18 protein-coding genes, 1 pseudogene and 1 riboswitch are annotated in these 20232 nt (G+C 68.9%); of the genes and pseudogenes, 12 read left to right on the top strand and 7 right to left on the bottom strand.

Features of this window, described 5'->3' with window-relative positions:
* Positions 1 to 3 precede the first annotated feature (3 nt).
* From ACQCSZ_RS22455 to ACQCSZ_RS22445, 3 genes are read left to right on the top strand one after another with little or no spacing between them, the layout of a single operon-like run.
* Positions 4 to 309, top strand: a complete 306-nt coding sequence (locus ACQCSZ_RS22455) for a DUF1737 domain-containing protein (protein WP_427005805.1) — start codon at positions 4 to 6, stop codon at positions 307 to 309.
* A complete protein-coding gene (locus ACQCSZ_RS22450; protein ID WP_427005804.1) occupies positions 306 to 716 on the top strand; it encodes a rhodanese-like domain-containing protein in 411 nt (136 codons plus the stop codon). Before ACQCSZ_RS22455 ends, ACQCSZ_RS22450 begins: the two co-directional genes overlap by 4 nt.
* Positions 717 to 1925, top strand: a complete 1209-nt coding sequence (locus ACQCSZ_RS22445; RefSeq protein WP_427005803.1) for an O-succinylhomoserine sulfhydrylase — start codon at positions 717 to 719, stop codon at positions 1923 to 1925.
* Here the strand turns inward: ACQCSZ_RS22445 and ACQCSZ_RS22440 are convergent.
* Complete coding sequence (locus ACQCSZ_RS22440; protein ID WP_427005802.1) at positions 1912 to 3846, bottom strand: FAD-binding monooxygenase; 1935 nt, start codon at positions 3844 to 3846, stop codon at positions 1912 to 1914. The two genes, ACQCSZ_RS22445 and ACQCSZ_RS22440, sit on opposite strands and share 14 nt — an antisense overlap.
* 204 nt (positions 3847 to 4050) lie before the next feature.
* Here ACQCSZ_RS22440 and ACQCSZ_RS22435 point away from each other — a divergent pair, with 204 nt between their 5' ends.
* The 7 genes from ACQCSZ_RS22435 to ACQCSZ_RS22405 all read left to right on the top strand — a co-directional run bounded on the left by ACQCSZ_RS22435 (position 4051) and on the right by ACQCSZ_RS22405 (position 12080).
* Positions 4051 to 5532, top strand: coding sequence for a fumarylacetoacetate hydrolase family protein (locus tag ACQCSZ_RS22435; RefSeq protein ID WP_427005801.1), 1482 nt, complete (start codon positions 4051 to 4053; stop codon positions 5530 to 5532).
* Positions 5525 to 6223 (top strand): GntR family transcriptional regulator, encoded by a 699-nt coding sequence (locus tag ACQCSZ_RS22430; protein ID WP_427005800.1) that lies wholly within the window; start codon positions 5525 to 5527, stop codon positions 6221 to 6223. Before ACQCSZ_RS22435 ends, ACQCSZ_RS22430 begins: the two co-directional genes overlap by 8 nt.
* 57 nt (positions 6224 to 6280) lie before the next feature.
* A complete protein-coding gene (gene hpaE, locus ACQCSZ_RS22425; protein WP_427005799.1) occupies positions 6281 to 7795 on the top strand; it encodes a 5-carboxymethyl-2-hydroxymuconate semialdehyde dehydrogenase in 1515 nt (504 codons plus the stop codon).
* Positions 7796 to 7844: 49 nt separating this feature from the next.
* Entirely contained in the window at positions 7845 to 8918 is a 1074-nt protein-coding gene (gene hpaD, locus ACQCSZ_RS22420) for a 3,4-dihydroxyphenylacetate 2,3-dioxygenase (protein WP_427005798.1), read from the top strand.
* 2 nt (positions 8919 to 8920) lie between these two features.
* Positions 8921 to 9706, top strand: a complete 786-nt coding sequence (gene hpaH / locus ACQCSZ_RS22415) for a 2-oxo-hept-4-ene-1,7-dioate hydratase (RefSeq protein WP_427005797.1) — start codon at positions 8921 to 8923, stop codon at positions 9704 to 9706.
* Positions 9691 to 10509: an HpcH/HpaI aldolase family protein gene (locus ACQCSZ_RS22410; RefSeq protein ID WP_427005796.1), complete on the top strand. Its 819-nt coding sequence runs from the start codon at positions 9691 to 9693 to the stop codon at positions 10507 to 10509. The genes hpaH and ACQCSZ_RS22410 overlap by 16 nt, the downstream gene beginning before the upstream one ends.
* A gap of 62 nt (positions 10510 to 10571) precedes the next feature.
* Positions 10572 to 12080, top strand: coding sequence for an NAD-dependent succinate-semialdehyde dehydrogenase (locus ACQCSZ_RS22405; protein WP_427005795.1), 1509 nt, complete (start codon positions 10572 to 10574; stop codon positions 12078 to 12080).
* Between the two features lie 10 nt (positions 12081 to 12090).
* Here ACQCSZ_RS22405 and ACQCSZ_RS22400 read toward each other — a convergent pair whose 3' ends face one another.
* The 5 genes from ACQCSZ_RS22400 to ACQCSZ_RS22380 all read right to left on the bottom strand — a co-directional run bounded on the left by ACQCSZ_RS22400 (position 12091) and on the right by ACQCSZ_RS22380 (position 18209).
* Positions 12091 to 13242: a glutamate--cysteine ligase gene (locus ACQCSZ_RS22400; RefSeq protein WP_427005794.1), complete on the bottom strand. Its 1152-nt coding sequence runs from the start codon at positions 13240 to 13242 to the stop codon at positions 12091 to 12093.
* Positions 13243 to 13357: 115 nt separating this feature from the next.
* The gene (locus ACQCSZ_RS22395) at positions 13358 to 14881 is read right to left on the bottom strand and encodes a UDP-N-acetylglucosamine 1-carboxyvinyltransferase (protein ID WP_427005793.1); all 1524 of its coding nucleotides are present in this window, start codon (positions 14879 to 14881) and stop codon (positions 13358 to 13360) included.
* A gap of 129 nt (positions 14882 to 15010) precedes the next feature.
* The gene (locus tag ACQCSZ_RS22390; RefSeq protein WP_427005792.1) at positions 15011 to 15814 is read right to left on the bottom strand and encodes an energy-coupling factor transporter transmembrane component T family protein; all 804 of its coding nucleotides are present in this window, start codon (positions 15812 to 15814) and stop codon (positions 15011 to 15013) included.
* On the bottom strand, positions 15811 to 17520 hold the full coding sequence (locus ACQCSZ_RS22385; RefSeq protein ID WP_427005791.1) for an ABC transporter ATP-binding protein: 1710 nt from the start codon (positions 17518 to 17520) through the stop codon (positions 15811 to 15813). Before ACQCSZ_RS22385 ends, ACQCSZ_RS22390 begins: the two co-directional genes overlap by 4 nt.
* Positions 17521 to 17576: 56 nt before the next feature.
* Positions 17577 to 18209, bottom strand: a complete 633-nt coding sequence (locus ACQCSZ_RS22380; RefSeq protein ID WP_427005790.1) for an ECF transporter S component — start codon at positions 18207 to 18209, stop codon at positions 17577 to 17579.
* Between the two features lie 67 nt (positions 18210 to 18276).
* A riboswitch (TPP riboswitch) is annotated at positions 18277 to 18418 on the bottom strand.
* A 118-nt stretch (positions 18419 to 18536) separates the two neighbouring features.
* On the opposite strand from ACQCSZ_RS22380, the gene ACQCSZ_RS22375 reads away from it, so the two are divergent.
* Positions 18537 to 19106, top strand: coding sequence for a heme-degrading domain-containing protein (locus tag ACQCSZ_RS22375; RefSeq protein ID WP_427008421.1), 570 nt, complete (start codon positions 18537 to 18539; stop codon positions 19104 to 19106).
* 36 nt (positions 19107 to 19142) lie between these two features.
* On the top strand, positions 19143 to 19406 hold the full coding sequence (locus ACQCSZ_RS22370; RefSeq protein ID WP_427005789.1) for a DUF4235 domain-containing protein: 264 nt from the start codon (positions 19143 to 19145) through the stop codon (positions 19404 to 19406).
* 110 nt (positions 19407 to 19516) lie between these two features.
* Here ACQCSZ_RS22370 and ACQCSZ_RS22365 read toward each other — a convergent pair.
* A pseudogene (locus ACQCSZ_RS22365) lies at positions 19517 to 20102 on the bottom strand (recombinase family protein).
* Positions 20103 to 20232: the final 130 nt, after the last annotated feature.

The raw sequence follows: 20232 nt of genomic DNA, 5'->3' as shown, positions 1-20232 counted from the left end.
GTCGTGCCCGACGCGTCCACCCAGGCGGCACCGCCCGCCACCCCCGCCACCGAAGAAAAGCTGGCCTACCGCCTGTTCACCGGCCCCGACGACCGCTCCTTCTGCGAGCGCGTTGCCGCGGCCCTGGCCGAAGGCTACGTCCTGCACGGGAGCCCCGCCGCCACCTTCAACGGCACCACCGTCATCGTGGCGCAGGCCGTCGTGCTGCCGGCCGCGATCGCGAGTGCGGACGCCGCCGTCGCCAGCGCGGTGGATGACCTGGAAAGCGACGGCTTCGGCGCCGACGAAGCCTTCGAGGGCCACGCATGAGCTACGCCGGAGACCTCACCCCGCAGGAAGCCTGGGCCAAGCTCGAGGCGGGCGCCGTCCTGGTGGATGTCCGCACCGAGGGTGAGTGGGCGCACATCGGCATCCCGGACACCAAGGCCACCGAAAACGATCCCCTGTTCATCCAGTGGACCTTCCCCGGCGGCATCCCGAACCCGGATTTCATCACTCAACTCCAGCAGCAGGCCCCGGACAACGACGGCGCCGAGCTCGTGTTCCTGTGCCGCTCCGGCCAGCGCTCCATCGCCGCCGCCACCGCCGCCACGGAGGCCGGCTTCACCTCCTACAATGTCCTTGAGGGCTTCGAAGGCGAACCGGACCGCTACGGCGAGCGGACGGTCAACGGCTGGAAGAACCGCGGCCTGCCCACCAACCTCGGAAAGCACTAAGTGACCTTCAATCCCGACGCCGCCGGCTGGAGCCCCGACACCCAGGCGGTCCGGGGCGGACTGGACCGCACCGGCTTCCAGGAAACCACCGAACCGATCTTCCTCAACTCCGGCTTCGTCTACGAATCCGCCGCCGCCGCCGAACGCGCCTTCACCGGGGAGGACGAGCGCTTCGTCTACTCCCGCTACGGCAACCCCTCGGTCGCCACCTTCCAGGAGCGGCTCCGGCTGCTGGAAGGCACCGAGGCCTGCTTCGCGACGGCGTCGGGCATGTCCGCGGTCTTCACCGCCCTCGGCGCGCTGCTCGGCGCCGGCGACCGCGTGGTCGCCGCACGCTCCCTGTTCGGCTCCTGCTTCGTGATCCTCAACGAGATCCTCCCGCGCTGGGGCGTGGAAACGGTCTTCGTGGACGGGCCGGACCTGGAACAGTGGCGCTCCGCCCTGTCGGAGCCGACGACGGCGGTCTTCTTCGAGTCGCCGTCGAACCCCATGCAGGAAATCGTGGACATCGCCGCCGTGAGCGGACTGGCGCACGCCGCCGGAGCGACCGTCGTCGTCGACAATGTCTTCGCCACCCCGCTGCTGCAGCGCTGCGGGGACCTCGGCGCGGACGTGATCGTCTACTCCGGCACCAAGCACATCGACGGCCAGGGCCGGGTCCTGGGCGGCGCGATCCTGGGCACGAAGGAGTTCATTGACGGGCCGGTCAAGCAGCTCATGCGCCACACCGGACCGGCGCTCTCCGCCTTCAACGCCTGGGTCCTGGCCAAGGGCCTGGAGACCATGGCGCTGCGGGTGAACCATTCCTCGGCGTCCGCCCTGCGCCTGGCCGGATGGCTCGAGGAGCAGCCCGCCGTCAATTGGGTGCGGTACCCGCTGCTGCCGTCCCACCCGCAGTATGAGCTGGCCGCGAAGCAGATGAAGGCCGGCGGCACCGTGCTGACCCTGGAGCTGTCCCCCTCCGCCGGGCGCTCCGCGAAGGAGGCCGCCTTCGCCCTGCTGGACGCGCTGAAGATCATCGACATCTCCAACAACCTGGGCGACTCGAAGTCCCTCATCACCCACCCGGCCACGACGACGCACCGCGCGATGGGCCCGGAAGGCCGGGCCGCGATCGGCCTGGGCGACGGGGTCGTGCGGCTCTCGGTGGGCCTGGAAGACGTCCAGGACCTGATCGGCGACCTCGGCCAGGCGCTCAAGCAGGTCTAGGGAGTGCTGCCTCCTGCCGCAGCCGGTCCGGCAGGAGGGGCGCGAAGAACGCGGCGAGCTCGGCCGTCGCCGTCAGCGGCAGGACGTTGGCCACGTACTGGTCCGGGCGCACCACCACGACGACCCCGCCCCGGTCGAGGCCGCGCAACTCGAAGATGTCCGCCTTCGGATCGGCAGCGTAGACCTTCTCGTAGTCCGTGAGCTGGAACGGTCCCACTTGCGGCATGAACGCTTTGGGAACGGCGCCGATGTCGATGCTCGCGTGGTCCTGCTGGTAGATCACTTTCACGTCGAACCACGCGTCACGGTCAGCGCCCGACGGCGTCGCGGCGAGCGGCGATTCCGGCGAGTTCGCGATCCACTCGGCGAAGTCGGCGGCGGCCGACGCCGTGCCCTGCTGTCCCGTGCGGGGCGCGGCCTGGTCGGCGAAGACGTAGATGCGCCACCGGCCGTCCGCCGTGGCGTGATGGCCGAGGTGCATCGGGTTGGCGTCGCAAACCCGGACGACGGGCGCGGACTTGAAACGCTTGCCGATGGTGAAACCGCTGGCCAGGTCCTGGTGCGCAGGCTCGGCGGTGAGAATGGACGGGGCGTACTGGGTCATGAAGCCGGCAGGGAACTCGGCGGTGCTCACGTAGAAGTCCTCGAGCTCGGAGGGGCTATCGAACTCCTCCGGCTTCTTCGCCATGAGCGTGGACCACTCCTTGTCGAAGTCGATGAGGTTCTTCGCGACGACCTGGCGCTCGGCGGAGTACGTGGACAGCAGGCTCGCCGGGGTGCGGCCCTCGAGCACGTGCCCGAGCTTCCAGCCGAGGTTGAAGCCGTCCTGCATGGAGACGTTCATGCCCTGGCCCGCCTTGGCGCTGTGCGTGTGGCAGGCGTCGCCGGTGATGAACACGCGTGGCGTGCGGGTGCCGCGCTGGTCCGGGAGGACGTCGTCGAACCTGTCAGTGAGGCGGTGGGCGACCTCATACACACTGTGCCAGGCGACGTTGCGGACGTCGAGTGTGTAGGGGTGGAGGATGGCGTTCGCGTGGCCGATGATCTGCTCGATGGTGGTGCTGCGCACGGCGCCTTTGTCGTTCTGGTCGACCTCGCCGAGGTCGACGTACATGCGGAAGAGGTGGCCGCCTTCGCGCGGGATCAGCAGGATGCTGCCGCCCGTGCCGGACTGGATGGCGCATTTCGTGCGGATGTCAGGGAAGTCCGTGACGGCAAGAACGTCCATGACGCCCCAGGCGTGATGGGCCTGGTCGCCGGCGAGCGTGCAGCCGATCGACTCCCGCACCTTGCTCCGTGCGCCGTCCGCGCCGACGACGTACTTGGCCCGGACAACGCGTTCCCGGCCCTCGTCGGGGCCGGCCGTGTGGAGGAGCGTCACGGTGACGGGGTAGTCGCCTTCGCCGGTGACCTCGAGGCTGCGGAACTCAAAGCCGTAATCGGGTGACATGCGCGCGGGCGAGTTCGCCATGTACTCGGCGAAGTAGTCCAGCACCCGGGCCTGGTTGACGATGAGGTGCGGGAACTCGCTGATGCCCATTTCGTCGTCGACCGCGCGGGCGCCCCGGATGATGCGGGAGTGGTCCGTGGGGTCCGGTTTCCAGAACGCCATCTCGGTGATCCGGTACGCCTCGGCGATGATCCGCTCGGCGAAGCCGAAGGCCTGGAAGGTCTCGACGCTCCGGGCCTGGATGCCGTCGGCCTGGCCGATGGCGAGCCGCCCGCCGCGGCGCTCCACGATGCGCGTCGTGACGCCCGGGAACTGGGACAGCTGGGCTGCGGTGAGCATGCCCGCGGGCCCGGTGCCGACGATCAGCACGTCGACCTCGTCGGGAAGCTGCGCCGGCCGATTGATGCCGACGCCGGCGGCTTGCTGGACTCGCGGGTCACCGGATACGTAACCGTGGTGGTGGAACTGCACGGGATTTCCTCACTTCGTTGGGTGGCCATATCGCCAGGGGTGTTCGATATGAGAACTTGAATTTCTATAATCGAACAACGATCTTTGTCCCACACTGTACGCCAGGTGTGACGCGGGTGACAAGGATTTAATGTGAGGGTTGACGGGACCCCGTTGATGAGTGATAGTGATCGTATACGATTTCGTACTTGATGAGGAGGCACCTTGGAACAGGTCAACCACGGCACGCTGGCGGCAGCCGGCAAGGTCATCGCTGTGCACGTGAACTACCCGAGCCGCGCCGCCCAGCGGGGACGGACCCCGGAGCAGCCCTCGTATTTCCTCAAACCATCATCCTCCCTGGCGCTCAGCGGATCCACCGTCGAACGCCCGGCCGGCTGCGAGCTGTTGGGCTACGAGGGTGAAATCGCGCTGATCGTCGGCAAGCCGGCCCGCCGCGTCGGCATCGAGGACGCCTGGAGCCACGTCGAATGGGTCACCGCCAGCAACGACCTGGGCATCTACGACCTCCGTTACGCGGACAAAGGCTCCAACCTCCGGTCCAAGGGCGGCGACGGCTTCACCCCGATCGGGCCGGGGCTCATCCCGGCGGACGCCGTCGACCCCGCGGGGCTCCGGATCCGCACCTGGCACAACGGCGATCTGGTCCAGGACGACACCACCGAAGACCTGCTCTTCCCCTTCGCCCGCCTCGTCGCGGACCTCTCCCAGCTCCTCACCCTCGAAGAGGGCGACATCATCCTCACCGGCACCCCCGCCGGCGCCTCCGTCGCCACCCCGGGTGACGTCGTCGAGGTGGAAGTCAGCGCGACGGCGGACGGCGGCCTGGCTACCGGCCGCCTTGCCACCGCGGTGGAGGAAGGCACGACGGCGTTCGCCGACTTCGGTGCCCGCCCCAAGGTTGATGACCTGCAGCGCGAAGAGGCCTACGGTTCCCGTGTTGCGGCCGGCCTGCCGGCGCCCGTTCCGGTCCTGTCCGCAGCGCTGAAGGCGAAGCTGGAAAGCGTCTGCACCGCCACTCTTTCCTCCCAGCTGCGCAAGCGGGGCCTGAACAACGTCAGCATCGACGGCCTCACGTCCACCCGGCCGGAGAAGCGGATTGTGGGCCTGGCCAGGACGCTGCGCTACGTCCCCAACCGCGAGGACCTGTTCAAGACCCACGGCGGCGGCTTCAACGCCCAGAAACGGGCCATCGACACCGTCAACGAGGGCGAAATCCTGGTCATGGAGGCACGCGGCGAAAAGGGCACCGGCACCATCGGGGACATCCTGGCCCTGCGCGCCCAGGTCCGCGGCGCCGCGGCCATCATCACCGACGGCGGGGTCCGGGACTTCGCCGCGGTCGCCGCGATGGACATGCCCACGTACTACGCCAACCCGCACCCCGCTGTACTGGGCCGCCGGCACATCCCCTGGGACACGGACATCACCATTGCCTGCGGCGGCACCACCGTGCAGCCCGGGGACATCATCGTGGCCGACGCCGACGGCATCCTGGTGATCCCGCCGGCGCTGGCCGAGGAACTCGCCGATGATTCCATCGCCCAGGAACGCGAGGAAGTCTTCATCGCCGAGATGGTCGAGCAAGGCCACGGTGTGGACGGCCTCTACCCGCTGAACGCCCAGTGGCGCGCGCGCTACCAGGAATGGGCCGCTGCGCGGGAAGCGGTGAGTGCGCATGACTGACGTCGCCGCCCCGACCGGCAGCAAGTCCGAACAGGCCTACGCCGCGGTCAAGGCCCGGATCATCGACGGCGTCTACTCCCCCGGCTACCGGCTGGTGCTCTCCAAGATCGCAGAGGATCTGGGCGTCAGCGTGGTGCCGGTCCGGGAGGCCATCCGCCGGCTCGAAGCCGAGGGCCTGGTGAAATTCGAGCGGAATGTCGGCGCCACGGTCGCGGGCATCGACCCCACCGAATACCTCTACACCATGCAGACCCTGAGCATCGTGGAGGGGGCGGCCACCGCACTGTCCGCCCCGCTGATCGGCGCAGCGGACATCGCGCGCGCCCGCGCCGTGAACGAGGAAATGCGGGAATGCCTGCAGCACTTCGACCCCGTCCGCTTCACCCGGCTCAACCAGGACTTCCACAGCGTCCTGTTCGAACACTGCCCCAACCCGCACATCCTGGACCTCGTCCACCGGGGCTGGAACCGGCTCGCGTCTCTGCGGTCCTCCACGTTCCGCTTCGTCCCCGGCAGGGCCCACGATTCCGTGGACGAACACGAGGGACTGCTCCGGCTCATCGAGACCGGGGCGGCAGCCGACGAGATCGAAAAGGCAGCCCGCCACCACCGCAGCGCCACCCTGGACGCCTACCTCTCCCAAACCAACACCACTCCCACCAGCAACACGGGGTCACTTAGCGCCCATTAACCCGCCTCGCATGGGCCATAAGTGACCCCGCGTTGCATAAGTAGTAAGGAACCAACAATGACGTTCACTGCCGCAGAAGCCAGCACGCATTACGTGCCGCAGGACCTGCCCACCCACATCCAGCACTACATCAACGGCCAGTTCGTGGACTCCGTCAACGGCGCGACGTTCGACGTCCTGGACCCGGTCTCCAACACCAACTACGCCACCGCCGCCGCCGGCCAGAAAGAGGACATCGACCTCGCCGTCGCCGCCGCCCGCGAAGCCTTCGTCAACGGTCCCTGGCCGAAGAAGAAGCCGCGCGAACGCGCCCGCGTCCTGAACAGGATCGCCGACGCCGTCGAGGCCCAGGAGGACCGGCTCGCCGAACTCGAGACCTTCGACACCGGCCTGCCCATCACCCAGGCCAAGGGCCAGGCCCTCCGCGCGGCGGAAAACTTCCGCTTCTTCGCCGACCTGATCGTGGCGCAGTTCGATGACGCGATGAAGGTTCCCGGCGCGCAGATCAACTACGTCAACCGCAAGCCGATCGGCGTCGCCGGCCTCATCACCCCGTGGAACACCCCGTTCATGCTGGAGTCCTGGAAGCTCGCCCCGGCCCTGGCCACCGGCAACACCGTGGTCCTCAAACCCGCCGAGTTCACCCCCCTCTCCGCGTCCCTCTGGGCGACGATCTTCAAGGACGCCGGGCTGCCCGACGGCGTGTTCAACCTGGTCAACGGCCTCGGCGAGGAGGCCGGCGACGCCCTGGTCAAGCACCCGGACGTCCCGCTGATCTCCTTCACCGGCGAGACCACCACCGGGCAGACGATCTTCCGCAACGCCGCGGAAAACCTCAAGGGCCTGTCCATGGAGCTCGGCGGCAAGTCACCCTGCGTGGTGTTCGCCGACGCCGACCTCGACGCCGCGATCGACTCCGCCCTGTTCGGCGTGTTCTCCCTCAACGGGGAACGCTGCACCGCCGGCTCCCGCATCCTGGTGGAGCGCGGCATCTACGAGGAGTTCTGCGAAAAGTACGCCGCCCGGGCCAAGAACATCGTCGTCGGCGACCCGCACGATCCGAAGACCGAGGTCGGCGCCCTGGTCCACCCCGAGCACTACGCCAAGGTCGCCTCCTACGTGGAGATCGGCAAGTCCGAGGGCCGGCTGCTGGCCGGCGGCGGACGCCCGGAAGGCCTCCCGGAAGGCAACTACATCGCCCCCACCGTGTTCGCGGACGTGAAACCCGACGCGCGGATCTTCCAGGAGGAAATCTTCGGACCGGTCGTCGCGATCACCCCGTTCGACTCGGATGAGGAGGCGCTGGAGCTGGCCAACGGCGTCAAATACGGGCTCGCCGCCTACATCTGGACCCAGAACCTGACCCGCGCCCACAACTTCTCCCAGAACGTGGAAGCCGGCATGGTCTGGCTCAACAGCCACAATGTCCGGGACCTCCGCACCCCGTTCGGCGGCGTCAAGTCCTCCGGCCTGGGCCACGAGGGCGGCTACCGCTCGATCGATTTCTACACCGACCAGCAGGCCGTGCACATCACCCTCGGCACCGTCCACACCCCTAAATTCGGCGCCTGAGCCTTTCCCGCAGCGCCACCCAGCCACTCCTCAAAGAAGAGAGAACACCATGACAAACTTCATCCCCACCCCCACCGTCCCGGCCCCGGACATCGTCCGCTGCGCCTACATGGAGATCGTGGTTACGGACCTCGCCAAGTCCCGCGAGTTCTACGTGGACGTCCTCGGCCTGCATGTCACCGAGGAAGACGAGAACAACATCTACCTGCGTGCCCTCGAGGAGTTCATCCACCACAACCTGGTCCTGCGCAAGGGACCGATCGCCGCCGTCGCAGCGTTCGCCTACCGGGTCAAGTCCCCGGCCGAGGTGGACGCCGCCGAGGCCTACTACAAGGAGCTGGGCTGCCGCACCGAACGCCGCAAGGGCGGCTTCACCAAGGGCATCGGCGACTCCGTCCGCGTCGAGGACCCGCTGGGCTTCCCCTACGAGTTCTTCTACGAGACCGAGCACGTCGAACGCCTCACCCAGCGCTACGACCTCTACAACGCCGGCGAACTGGTCCGCCTGGACCACTTCAACCAGGTCACCCCGGACGTGCCGCGCGGCCGGGCGTACCTCGAGGACCTCGGCTTCCGCGTCTCGGAAGACATCAAGGACTCCGACGGCGTCACCTACGCGGCCTGGATGCACCGCAAGCAGACCGTCCACGACACCGCCCTGACCGGCGGCGACGGGCCCCGGATGCACCACGTCGCGTTCGCCACGCACGAGAAGCACAACATCATCCAGATCTGCGACAAGATGGGCGCCCTGCGCATCTCGGACCGGATCGAACGCGGCCCCGGCCGGCACGGCGTGTCCAACGCCTTCTACCTGTACATCCTGGACCCGGACGGCCACCGCATCGAGATCTACACCCAGGACTACTACACCGGCGACCCCGACAACCCCACCATCACCTGGGACGTGCACGACAACCAGCGCCGCGACTGGTGGGGCAACCCCGTGGTCCCCTCCTGGTACACCGAGGCCTCCCTGGTCCTGGACCTCGACGGCAACCCGCAGCCCGTCATCGTCCGCACCGACGCCTCCGAAATGGCAGTCACCATCGGAGCAGACGGCTTCGCCTACACCCGCGAACCCGGCGAGGAACGCGGCTTCAAGCTCGGGGCGCAGCTCTAGCCATGATGGATGCCGCGACGATCGAGGCCATCGCCGACGAGCTGCTGGAGGCGGGCCGGAACCGCAAACCGGTCCCCCGCCTGACCGCCCGTTATCCGGAGATGACGGTGGAGGATTCCTACGCCGTCCAGCAACTGTGGCGCCGCCGCAACGAGGAAGCCGGCCGCAAACTGGTGGGCCGCAAGATCGGCCTGACCTCCCGGGCGATGCAGGCGGCCACGGGCATCACCGAACCGGACTACGGCGCCATTTTCGATGACATGGTGCTGGAGACGGGCTGTTCGGTGCAGTGGGACCGGTACACCCATCCCCGGGTGGAAGTGGAGCTCGCGTTCGTGCTGAAGAAGGACCTCTCCGGTCCCGGCTGCACCATCTTCGACGTCCTGAACGCCACCGACTACGTGGTTCCGGCCCTGGAGATCCTGGACTCCAGGATCGAGATGGAGGGCCGGACCATCGTGGACACCATCGCCGACAACGCGGCGATGGGCGCGATGGTGGTCGGCGGCAACCCCGTCCGCCCGGACGCCGTCGACCTCCGCTGGGTCTCCGCCATCCTGTACAAGAACCAGACGGTGGAGGAGACCGGCGTGGCCGCCGGAGTCCTGGACCACCCGGCCGCCGGCGTGCACTGGCTCGCCAACAAGATCGCCGCCCACGGCGACGGGATGAAGGCCGGCGACATCATCCTCGCCGGCTCCTTCACCCGCCCCATGTGGGTCCACAAGGGCGACACCGTCCACGCCGACTACGGACCCCTGGGAGTTGTCACATGCCGCTTCGAGTAGAACCGGATCCCACCTTCCGCCACGCCCTGGCGGCCGCGGACCGGCCGCTCGCCGGCATGTGGGTCTGCTCCGGCAGCCCGCTGGTCGCCGAGATCTGCGCCGGGGCCGGGCTGGACTGGCTCCTGATCGACGCCGAGCACAGCCCGAACGGGCTGGAATCCATCCTGGCCCAGCTGCAGGCCGTGCACGGCTACCCCGGCCAGGTCCTGGTCCGCCCGCCGGTCAACGACACGATCGTCATCAAGCAATACCTGGACCTCGGGGTCCAGAACCTGCTGGTGCCGATGGTGAACTCTGCCGCCGAGGCGGAGGCGGCCGTCGCCGCGACGCGCTACCCTCCGCACGGCGTCCGCGGCGTCGGTTCGGCCCTGGCGCGGTCCGCGCGCTGGAACCGGACACCGGACTACCTCGCCCGCGCCAGTGAGACGGTGAGCCTGACCGTGCAGATCGAGTCCACGGCCGCCGTCGCAGCCGTGGACTCGATCCTGGCCGTCGACGGCCTCGACGCCATCTTCCTGGGCCCGTCCGACCTCGCCGCCTCCATGGGCCTGCTGGGACAGCAGGAACACCCCGAGGTGCGCGCCGCCGTCGAACACTGCCTCGCCGCCGCGAAGCAGGCCGGCAAGCCCGCCGGCGTGAACGCCTTCAACCCGGGCACGGCCCGCTCCTACCTGGCCGCGGGGGCGTCGTTCGTGCTGGTGGGCGCCGATGTTGCCCTGCTGGCACGCGGTTCCGAGGCCCTCGCCGCCGAGTTCATCCCATCTCCGGTGGTTGAGCCTGCCGAAACCCCCGCCAGCTACTGACCCGTCCCCGGTGGTTGAGCCTGTCGAAACCCTGCCACCCAACCCACTTTCCGAGGAGACCCATGACCAATTCACTTGCCACCCCGCCCGCTGTAACCGCTGAACGCGAAGCCGCGCTGATCGCGTCCGTCCCCACGGGCCTGCTCATTGGCGGGCAGTGGCGCGATGCCTCCGACGGCGGCACCTTCGACGTCCACGATCCTTCCACCGGCGAGGTCCTGGCCACACTTGCGTCCGCCACCAGCGAGGACGCCCTCGCGGCGCTCGACGCGGCGGACAAGGTCCAGGCATCGTGGGCCCGCACGGCGCCCCGGGAACGCGCCGAGATCCTGCGCCGGGCCTTCGACCTGATAACAGCCCGGGCCGATGACTTCGCCCTCCTGATGACCCTGGAGATGGGCAAACCGCTGGCCGAAGCCCGCGGCGAGGTCACCTACGGTGCCGAATTCCTGCGCTGGTTCTCCGAGGAGACGGTACGCGACTACGGCCGCTACCTCACCTCGCCCGAGGGCAAAAACAAGATCCTCGTGCAGAAAAAACCAGTGGGACCCTGCCTGCTGATCACCCCCTGGAACTTCCCGCTGGCCATGGCCACCCGGAAGGTCGCCCCGGCCATCGCGGCCGGCTGCACCATGGTGCTCAAGCCCGCGAAGCTGACGCCGCTGACCGCGCAGCTTTTCGCCCAGACCATGCTCGACGCCGGCCTGCCCGCCGGTGTGCTCAACGTGGTGGCTTCCTCCAGCGCCGCCGGGATCTCAGGCCCGCTGCTCGCCGATCCGCGGCTGCGCAAGGTCTCCTTCACCGGTTCCACGCCGGTCGGCAAGCGCCTGATGGCCGACGCAGCCGCCAACGTGCTGCGCACGTCCATGGAGCTCGGCGGCAACGCGCCCTTCATCGTCTTCGAGGACGCTGACCTGGACAAGGCCGTCGACGGGGCCATGGCGGCCAAGATGAGGAACATGGGCGAGGCGTGCACCGCCGCCAACCGCTTCCTGGTCCAGGAATCCGTGGCGGCCGAGTTCACCCGGAAGTTCGCCACGGCCATGGCGGGCCTCAACGTCGGCCGGGGGACCGATGCGGGCTCCAACGTCGGCCCGCTCATCGACGCCGGCGCTCGTGACGACGTGCACGCCCTGGTCGCCTCCGCCGTCGCGGCCGGTGCCACCGCGGTCACCGGCGGCGCTCCCGTTGAGGGCGCCGGCTACTTCTACCCGCCCACGGTCCTGGCCAACGTGCCCAACGACGCCGCGATCCTCCGCCAGGAGATCTTCGGCCCCGTGGCCCCGGTCACCACCTTCGCCACCGAGGAGGACGCGATCCGGCTGGCCAACGCCAGCGAATACGGCCTGGCTTCCTATGTGTTCAGCCGCGACTTCAACCGGCTGCTGCGCGTGGCCGAGCAGATCGAGTTCGGCATGGTGGGCTTCAACGCCGGCGTCATTTCCAACGCCGCCGCGCCCTTCGGCGGCGTCAAGCAGTCCGGCCTGGGCCGCGAGGGCGGCTCGGAAGGGATCGCGGAATACACCACCACGCAGTACATCGGCATCGCGGACCCGTACGCCGCCGGCTAACCGGAAATCTTCACGGCCGCCGCACCCGTGCGTGCGGCGGCCCGGCCTCCGCCGGCACTTCCGCGGCCTCCTCCGTCGTCGCCCGCACCGCGTGATCCACGACGGCGCAGAGTCCGGCTTCCCGGAACGGCGGGCGCAGCTGCTGGGAACCGGTCCCCCGGGCCAGGATCCGCTGGACGCCGGCGCGCACCAGTTCCAGCTCGCCCTGCTCCGCGAGCACGGGGGCCACAAAGTCCACCAGGGCTTCCACCACCTCCCGGGCCGGTGCCGGGCGGAAACTGCCGAAGTCCAGCAGCTCTCCCGTCAGCCCGCAGTTGCTTGCCTGCCAGGCGGCCATCCGCAGCAGCACCGTCGGCACCGGGGCGGGATCCACGCCGTCCTGCCACTCCCGGCTCGCCGATTCCACGAGTGCCCGCACCAGCACCGCGATCAGCGCCGCGTCCTCGCCCCGAAGGCAGACGTCGGCAACCCGGACCTCCACGGTGGGGTGGTTCCGGGAGAGCCGGGAATCGAAGTAGACCATCCCCTCGTCGAACAGCACGCCGCTCTCCTGAAGCCTGGTCACCACCCTCCGGTAGACCGGCAGGCTGCCGAAAATCATCGAGGGCCCCGCCCCCGGCCACCGGTTCCACGCCTGGGTGCGGTAACTTTCAAAACCCGTCTCGCGGCCGTTCCAGAAAGGGGAATTGGCGCTGAGCGCTATCAGCACGGCCAGCTTGTCGCGGATCCTGTCCATGACGGCCACGCCCTCCTCCGGCGACTCCACGAGGGTGTGGACGTGCATGCCGCAGGTCAGCTGGTCATGAACCGTGAGTCCGAAGCGTTCCTGCATGGTCGCGTAGCGCGGATTGGGCGTCGTGTGGGTGGAGACGGGAAGCGGGGAGGTGGCCATGGCCGCCACGCGCGCGCCATGCGCGCGGGCAGCCCGGTCCGCGATGGCCCGTCCCCGCCTGATTCCGTGGAGCAGGCCCGCGTGGTCCAGGCACGGCACCGTCTGGGTTTCAATCTGTTCAAGCTTGAGCTCGAAACTGAAGCCGGTGGTGTCGTGGCCGGTGGTGTGCCCCGGGTTCAGGCCCGACATCAGGGCGTCGGCGAGCGCAACCGGGGAACCCGTCCCCGGGTCCACAATCAGCAGCTCTTCCTCAACACCGAAGGTGCGCATGCATCCATTGTGCGCAGGATGGGAGGAAGTGCGCCACACCACGGGGTCACATCGCGCCCATGCCGGGCCGCCGCATGGGCGCGATATGACCCCGCGTTGCTTGAATCAGCGGCGGTCAGTCCTGGAAATACTCGATCTTCGCGCCCAGGGTGTTCAGCCGTTCGGCCAGGTCCTCGTAGCCGCGTTCGATCACGTAGATGTTGCGCAGCAGCGAGACCCCGCGGGCGGCGAGCATCGCCAGCAGCAGGCAGGCGGCCGGGCGGAGCGCCGGCGGGCAGCCCACTTCCGCCGCACGCCATTTGGTGGGCCCGTTGACATAGATCCGGTGCGGATCGAGCAGCTGCACCTGGGCGCCGAGCTTGTTCAGCTCGGTCAGGTAGATGGCGCGGTTGTCATAGACCCAGTCGTGGATCAGGGTCTGGCCCTGCGCGTTCGCGGCAATGACCGCGAAGAACGGCAGGTTGTCGATGTTCAGGCCCGGAAACGGCATGGGGTGGATCTTGTCCTCGGGCGCGTTCAGCGCGGAAGGCTTGGTGGTGACGTCCACGAGCCGGGTGCGGCCGTTGCGGGCCAGGTACTCACCGGACACCTCCAGCCGCTGGCCCATCTGCTCCAGCGTGGCGAGTTCGATTTCCATGAACTCGATGGGCACCCGGCGGATGGTCACTTCCGAATCCGTCACGATGCCTGCGGTGATCAGGCTCATCGCCTCGATCGGGTCTTCGGACGGGAAGTACTCGATGTCGACGTCGATCGACGGGCGGCCGGTGATCTTCAGCGTCGTGGTGCCCACGCCGTCGATCTGGACGCCGAGCATCTGCAGGTAGAAGCAGAGGTCCTGGACCATGTAGTTGGGGCTGGCGTTGCGGATGATGGTGCTGCCAGGGCGGTGGGCGGCGGCCATGATCGCGTTTTCGGTCACGGTGTCGCCGCGTTCGCTGAGCACGAAGGAACGGTCTTCGGTGTCCGACGGCGGCGCCTGCACCGCGTAGAACCCGGACTTCGCCTCCACGCCGAGGCCGAACTGCCGCAGCGCCTGCATGTGCGGCTGCACGGTGCGGGTGCCAAGATCGCAGCCGCCGGCGTACGGCAGCCGGTATTCGCCGGATTCGTCCAGCAGCGGGCCCAGCAGCATGATGACGCTGCGGGTCCGGCGGGCGGCCTCCACATCCATGGAGTCCAGGTCCAGGACCGCGGGGCGGCGGATCCGGAGATCGTTCGCGTTGAGCCACGTGCATTCGACGCCGATGCTGGCCAGCACCTCGACGATCCGGTTGACCTCCTCGATCCGGGCCAGGCGGCGCAGCGTGGTGGTTCCGCGGTTGATCAGGCTGGCACACAGCAGGGCCACGCCCGCGTTCTTGCTGCTGTTGACGTCCACGGACCCGGACAGGGTGCGGCCGCCTTCCACCCGCAGATGGGTCATCTGCGGCCGGCCCACCTTGACGATGGGCCGGCCGAGGATTGCCTCCAGCCGCTGGATCATTTTCAGGCTCAGGTTCTGTTTGCCCTGCTCCATCCGGGCGATGGCGCTCTGGCTGGTCCCCAGCTCGGTGGCGAGCTGTCCCTGGGTCCAGCCCTTCTCCCCGCGGGCCTCGCGGAGCAGCAGGCCTACATGTTCGGCAGTCTGTTGAGTCATTCCAACAAAATATCACGGATGAGTTATTTGCCCCAGCAATTGGGGCCTGGGAGCCATTTATCTCACACAAATACCCGTCCCGTGCGATAAAGCCGGGGGGTGATCCCGCCGGGGTGTGATCCGCGGCGGCTACTGCCGCGTCAGAAAGACGAGGTTCCAGGTGCCGGCGGCCAGGGCCGCCGCGACGGCAGCCGCGGCGATCCCGAGTCCGCCCAGCAGCACCCACAGGTCCAGGCCGCTGAACGTCGAGGGCCGCGCCCAGGTCCGCTGCGCCCCGCCGAAACCGCGGGCCTCCATGGTCACGGCGAGCCGGGAGGCACGCCGGATGGCCTGCACGAGAAGCCCGAAGCCCTGCCCCAGGGTGGCCCGGACGCGCTGGTAGGGATTGCCGTGCGAACCGACGCCGCGGGCCCGCCGGGCCATGCCGATGGTCTGCCATTCCTCGGCCATGAGTCCCACCAGCCGCATGGCCGCAAGGGTGCCGAGGACGAAGCGGTGCGGCAGTTTCGCGTTCTGGGCCAGGGCGTCGGCCAGATCCGTGGGGTCCGTGCAGCTCATCAGCAGCACGGCCGGCAGCGCGATCGCGAGCCCGCGCAGCATGAAGCCGAGTCCCAGCTGCAGCGAGCCGGCGCTGATGGACCAGATGCCGGCGTCGAGCAGTATGCTCCCGGTGTCCGGAGCCAGGATGGCGGTGCTCCAGCCGCCCAGCGCTGCCGCCAGGATCAGCGGCCAGCCGCGCTGCCACAGCAGCATGGGGCCCAGCCCCGCCAGCGGGAAGAGCAGCAGCTCGCAGGCCAGCGCCACCGACGCCGAAACCCAGTCGATGGACAGCGCCAGCACCAGGGTGATCAGTACGACGGCGGTGAACTTGGCCAGCGGATTGGCGCGGGCCAGGAGCGCATGGTTGCCGCCCAGGCTTAAGGCTTCCCTCATGGCGCCGCGACCCCGGGCAGCTCACGGCGCGGCGCCCCGGGGCCGTCCGGGCCGGGTGATCCGGCCCCGGGTGCGGCCAGGCTGAGCTGGGTCCCGCCCAGGACGGCGGTGAATTCCGCGTCGTGCGTCACGGAGACGACGGCGGTGCCGGCGTCGAGGAGCTCGGAGAGGAGGGAGGCCAGCTCGGCCCAGGTGTTGGCGTCCTGGCCGAAGGTGGGTTCGTCCAGGACGAGGACCTGCGGGTGGGCGGCGAGCACGGTGGCCACCGAGAGCCGCCGCTTTTCGCCGCCGGACAGCGTGTAGGGGTTGGCGTCCACCAGTTCCGCCAGCCGCAGCCGTTCCAGCAGTTCGTCCACGCGCTCTTCGCCCCGGCCCAGGTGGCGCGGGCCGAACATCAGCTCGTCGAGCACCCGGCCGGTGACGAACTGGTGCTCCGGTTCCTGGAACACGGTCCCGATCCTGGCGATGAGTTGCTCTGCCTTCCATTTGTACGGGTCGATCCCGGCGCCCGCGCTGAGCTCCAGCGTGGCGGAGACCGCGCCGGAGACCGGCCGCAGCAGGCCGGCCAGGGTCAGGGCGAAGGTTGATTTCCCCGAGCCGTTCGGGCCGGTGATGGTCAGCGCCTCGCCGGCCCGGACCTGGGCGGTGATGCCGGACTGGACGGGGCGCGGCGGGATGGAACGGAAGCCGCCGCGCGGGCCGGCCCGGCGCGGCCGTTCCCGGGACACCGCAAGGTTCTCCGCGGCCAGCAGCAACTGCCCGGCGGCCACCCCGGCGGCGCCGGCTGGCCCCGCAGTGCCAGCGGGCGCCGCGGCCGTCACAGCGGCCACCCCGGCCGCGCCGGCCGCCAGGTCCCCGGCACCGGCGCGGGCCCGTGCCGGCGGGACATGTCCCGGAACCCAGACACCCGCTGCGATGAGCATGTCCCGTGCCTGCACCAGGACCCGGTCCGGCGGCCCGTCGATCAGCACCGCGGACCCGGTGGCGGATCCCGGCTGCAGCACCACGATCCGGTCCACGAGGTCTTTCCACACGGCAACCCGGTGCTCCACGACCAACAGGGTGGCCCCGGTCTTGTCCAGGCAGCGGCCCACGGCGTCGCGGACCTCGAGGACGCCGGCCGGGTCCAGGTTGGCGGTGGGTTCGTCGAGCAGGAGCAGCCCGGGACGCATCGCCAGGATCCCGGCGAGCGCGAGGCGCTGCTTCTGGCCGCCGGAGAGGGCCCCCGTCGGATGGTCCAGCGGCAGCCGGGCCAGCCCGACGTCGTCGAGCGCCTCGTGCACGCGCCGCCAGATCTCGGCCGGGGGCACGGACAGGTTTTCCGCCCCGAAGGCGACGTCGTCGCCGAGGCGCGAGAGCACCACTTGGGTCTCCGGGTCCTGCTGCACGAGCCCGGCCCGGCCCCGCTGGGCGCGGGGCGGGGCGCCGTCGATCAGCAGGCTGCCGGTCTCGTCGGCGTCCTCCGAGTCCGCCGGGGACGCCGGGGAGCCAGCAGCCGCCGCTCCGGCGGAACTGTCGCCGAGCACCCCGGCGAGGGCGTGGAGCAGGGTGGACTTGCCGGCGCCGGAGGGGCCCAGCAGCAGCACCCGTTCCCCGGGGCGGATGTCGAGGTCCAGCCCGTGGACCGCGGGCCGGGGCCGGCCGGCGTGCCGCCAGCCCCAGCCGCGGGCGGTGACCGCTGCCGGGCGGACGCCGTCGGAGGTCATGAGTCGTTATCCGTTGTCAGGAGAGGAACAGTCACGAGGGGAACAGCGCGGAGCCGTCAGGAAAAGACGGGTTCCGAGGCGGCCTTGCGGGAGGCGAAGGAGCTCAGCACGCCGGTCTTCGCCAGGCCTCGGGTGGCCAGCCAGGACAGTGCCCCGGCGATCACCGCACCGGAGATGGCCATGAACAGGATGTACGCGAGCTTGTCCCCGGCGGCGTAGGCGATGTTCCAGCCCCACGGCGCGAAGGAGTCATTCAGGGCGCCGAACAGTCCGGCGCCGGCGCCGGCCAGCAGGGAAACCGGCAGGTTGAACTTCTTGTACAGGATCGCAGCGAACACCAGTTCCGCGCCGAGGCCCTGCAGGACGCCGGAAATCAGCACCGTGGTGCCGTACTGCGAGCCCATGATCAGCTCGCCGGTGGCCGCCACCGTTTCGCAGAACAGCGCCGCGCCCGGCTTGCGGATGATCAGCATGCCCAGCACCGCCGGGATCAGCCAGCCGCCGGCGTAGAGTCCGGTCAGCGGCGGGTAAATCGCATTGACGGGTGCGGAAATGAGGTTGGCGCCCTGGGACCAGGCCCAGAAAATCACGCCGCCGGCGACCGCGATCAGTGCGGCCACCACAATGTCCACCACACGCCAGTTGTAGCCGGACCGGGTGAGCGTCTTCCGTGCAGAAATATCAGTCATGTCGTCCTCCTGAGGAACAGGAGGGGAGACGGCTCCGGCGGGCCGCGGCTTGTGCCGCCGCCCCGGGCCCCCTGAGAACTCGACTCCCTTGCGCCGGTACTAACCGGATCAGGTTCGAGGGTCTGCGGCTGTCCGCACTCTCAGCGCCCACCGTTGGTTTCCCTGGATTCCTCCAGATGCCCGACGGCGGCGCTCCCCTGTCGTATTAAAATCATGTCGTATTAAGATCGCCCTTATGGGCATTGCTTAGTTTACACCTGCCAGGCCGCGTTTCCCCGCGCTGACTGGCCACGGCTCACTGACCGGAAGCTGAATCTCTTGACGCACATACCAGCCACACCAGCCTCTTCCCCCGGCCAGGACCCGGCCGATGACCGGGCCTATGACCCTGACTCCGCCGGACCGCAGCCGCAGGGGTCCCTGGCGGCGCTCATCGGGCGCATCCTGGCAGAAATGGACGAGCTGCAGTTCCAGTCGTTCAGCAAGGACGACGCCCTGGACCTCGGACTCCTCCTGGTTGAATTCGGCAGGCAACGCTCGCTGCCCATCGCCATCGACATCAGCAAGGGCGAGCAGGTGCTCTTCCACGCGGCGCTGGAGGGCGCCACCCCGGACAACGAACTGTGGGTCAGGGCCAAGCAGCGCACGGCCGCACGGTACGAGGTCCCCTCGCTGCTGGTAGGCCTCCGGGCACGGGCTGCGGGCGGAAGGATCGAGGACAACGCCTGGTTCGACCAGAAAACGTACGCCGCCCACGGCGGCGCCTTCCCCATCTATGTGAGGGGCACCGGGGCGGTTGCCACTGCCGCGGTCTCGGGCCTGCCCCAGAAGGCTGACCATGAACTCGTCGTGGAGGCCCTGTCCGAAATCCTCGGCCGCACCGGGACGCTAGGCTAGGGGCAGCCCTGTTCCCTCCCGCAAGGAGTCCGAAGAATGAACATCATGATCAAACTGCTCGGCACCGGCATCAGCCTCCTCGCCGGATTCGCCGGGACCAAGCTCGTGGACGCGGTCTGGGAGAAGTCCACCGGCAACAAGCCGCCCAAGGGCCACGACGACGACATTCCCACCACCCTGCGCTCCGCCCTGACCTTCGCGCTGATCTCCGCCTCGGTCAGCGCCATCATCCAGGTCCTCGCCAACCGCGGCACCCAGCGCGCGATCACGCGCTTCGCCAAGACCCAGGACCTGGTCTAGGCGCAACATCTGGGCGGACTCCCGCCGGCTTCGGGGTCTGAGACTGGTAAGGAAATTCACGTCTAGGCCGGCGGTGCGAATTCCGGCTTCGGATGGCGGAATCTCTCGGTTTAGACGGTGGTGTCGCCGGCGCGTTTGATGGCACGGTAGGCGGTTGAGCGCGCTACCGCGAAGAGTTCGGCAAGTTCCACCGTCGTGTGTGTCCCCGCCCGGTGAACGGAGACCAGGCGGGCTTCCTGTGTCTTGGAAAGCTTGGGCTGCTTCCCCCGGAGGCGGCCCTTTGCCTTGGCGACCGTCTTGCCTTCGCGGGTCCATGCGCGGATCAGGTCGGCTTCGAATTCGGCGACCATGGCCACGACGATGAAGAGGAGCCGGCCGACGGGATCGGTGGGGTCGTGGACGGAGCCCCCGATGCTCAGCTTGACTTCGCGGCGGGTGAGTTCGTCGACAATGTCCTTTGCATCGCGCAGCGACCGGGGCAAGACGGTCGAGTTTGGCCACGACCAGGGTGTCCCCGGCCCGGCAGGCGGCCGGCGCTTCCCTGAGTCCAGGCCGGACCCGGTTGGCGCCGGTGAGGCCCTGGTCCCTGAAGGTCTTCTCCGGCGTCACCCCGAGGGTGGCCAGGGCGTTTTTCTGGGCGGTGAGGTCGTGGTCGTTGGTGGATACGCGGGCGTCTCCGATGAGGAGTCCGGTCATGGTGTTGAATGTACCGTTTGTCCCCCCGTCACCGGGCATTTTCTCGGTCGGGTCCTACGGGAATCGGCCGGCCGCGGAAACACGGCGATCGAGATTCGAAAATTTTGGGTGGCGCTTGCGCCGTTGGGGG

It is taken from the genome of Pseudarthrobacter sp. H2 (assembly GCF_050157045.1).
GTDB lineage: Bacteria > Actinomycetota > Actinomycetes > Actinomycetales > Micrococcaceae > Arthrobacter.
Note: the sequence above shows the minus strand (reverse complement) of the source record. Positions and strands in the feature narration are given on the sequence as shown.

What these genes read in the sequence shown, in the direction of transcription:
- ACQCSZ_RS22395 (WP_427005793.1), bottom strand. Translation starts at nt 14,881, where the DNA reads ATGACTCAACAGACTGCCGAACATGTAGGCCTGCTGCTCCGCGAGGCC.
- ACQCSZ_RS22450 (WP_427005804.1), top strand. Translation starts at nt 306, where the DNA reads ATGAGCTACGCCGGAGACCTCACCCCGCAGGAAGCCTGGGCCAAGCTC.
- ACQCSZ_RS22400 (WP_427005794.1), bottom strand. Translation starts at nt 13,242, where the DNA reads ATGCGCACCTTCGGTGTTGAGGAAGAGCTGCTGATTGTGGACCCGGGG.
- hpaE (WP_427005799.1), top strand. Translation starts at nt 6,281, where the DNA reads ATGACGTTCACTGCCGCAGAAGCCAGCACGCATTACGTGCCGCAGGAC.
- ACQCSZ_RS22385 (WP_427005791.1), bottom strand. Translation starts at nt 17,520, where the DNA reads ATGACCTCCGACGGCGTCCGCCCGGCAGCGGTCACCGCCCGCGGCTGG.
- ACQCSZ_RS22410 (WP_427005796.1), top strand. Translation starts at nt 9,691, where the DNA reads ATGCCGCTTCGAGTAGAACCGGATCCCACCTTCCGCCACGCCCTGGCG.
- hpaH (WP_427005797.1), top strand. Translation starts at nt 8,921, where the DNA reads ATGATGGATGCCGCGACGATCGAGGCCATCGCCGACGAGCTGCTGGAG.
- ACQCSZ_RS22370 (WP_427005789.1), top strand. Translation starts at nt 19,143, where the DNA reads ATGAACATCATGATCAAACTGCTCGGCACCGGCATCAGCCTCCTCGCC.
- hpaD (WP_427005798.1), top strand. Translation starts at nt 7,845, where the DNA reads ATGACAAACTTCATCCCCACCCCCACCGTCCCGGCCCCGGACATCGTC.
- ACQCSZ_RS22380 (WP_427005790.1), bottom strand. Translation starts at nt 18,209, where the DNA reads ATGACTGATATTTCTGCACGGAAGACGCTCACCCGGTCCGGCTACAAC.
- ACQCSZ_RS22430 (WP_427005800.1), top strand. Translation starts at nt 5,525, where the DNA reads ATGACTGACGTCGCCGCCCCGACCGGCAGCAAGTCCGAACAGGCCTAC.
- ACQCSZ_RS22390 (WP_427005792.1), bottom strand. Translation starts at nt 15,814, where the DNA reads ATGAGGGAAGCCTTAAGCCTGGGCGGCAACCATGCGCTCCTGGCCCGC.
- ACQCSZ_RS22405 (WP_427005795.1), top strand. Translation starts at nt 10,572, where the DNA reads ATGACCAATTCACTTGCCACCCCGCCCGCTGTAACCGCTGAACGCGAA.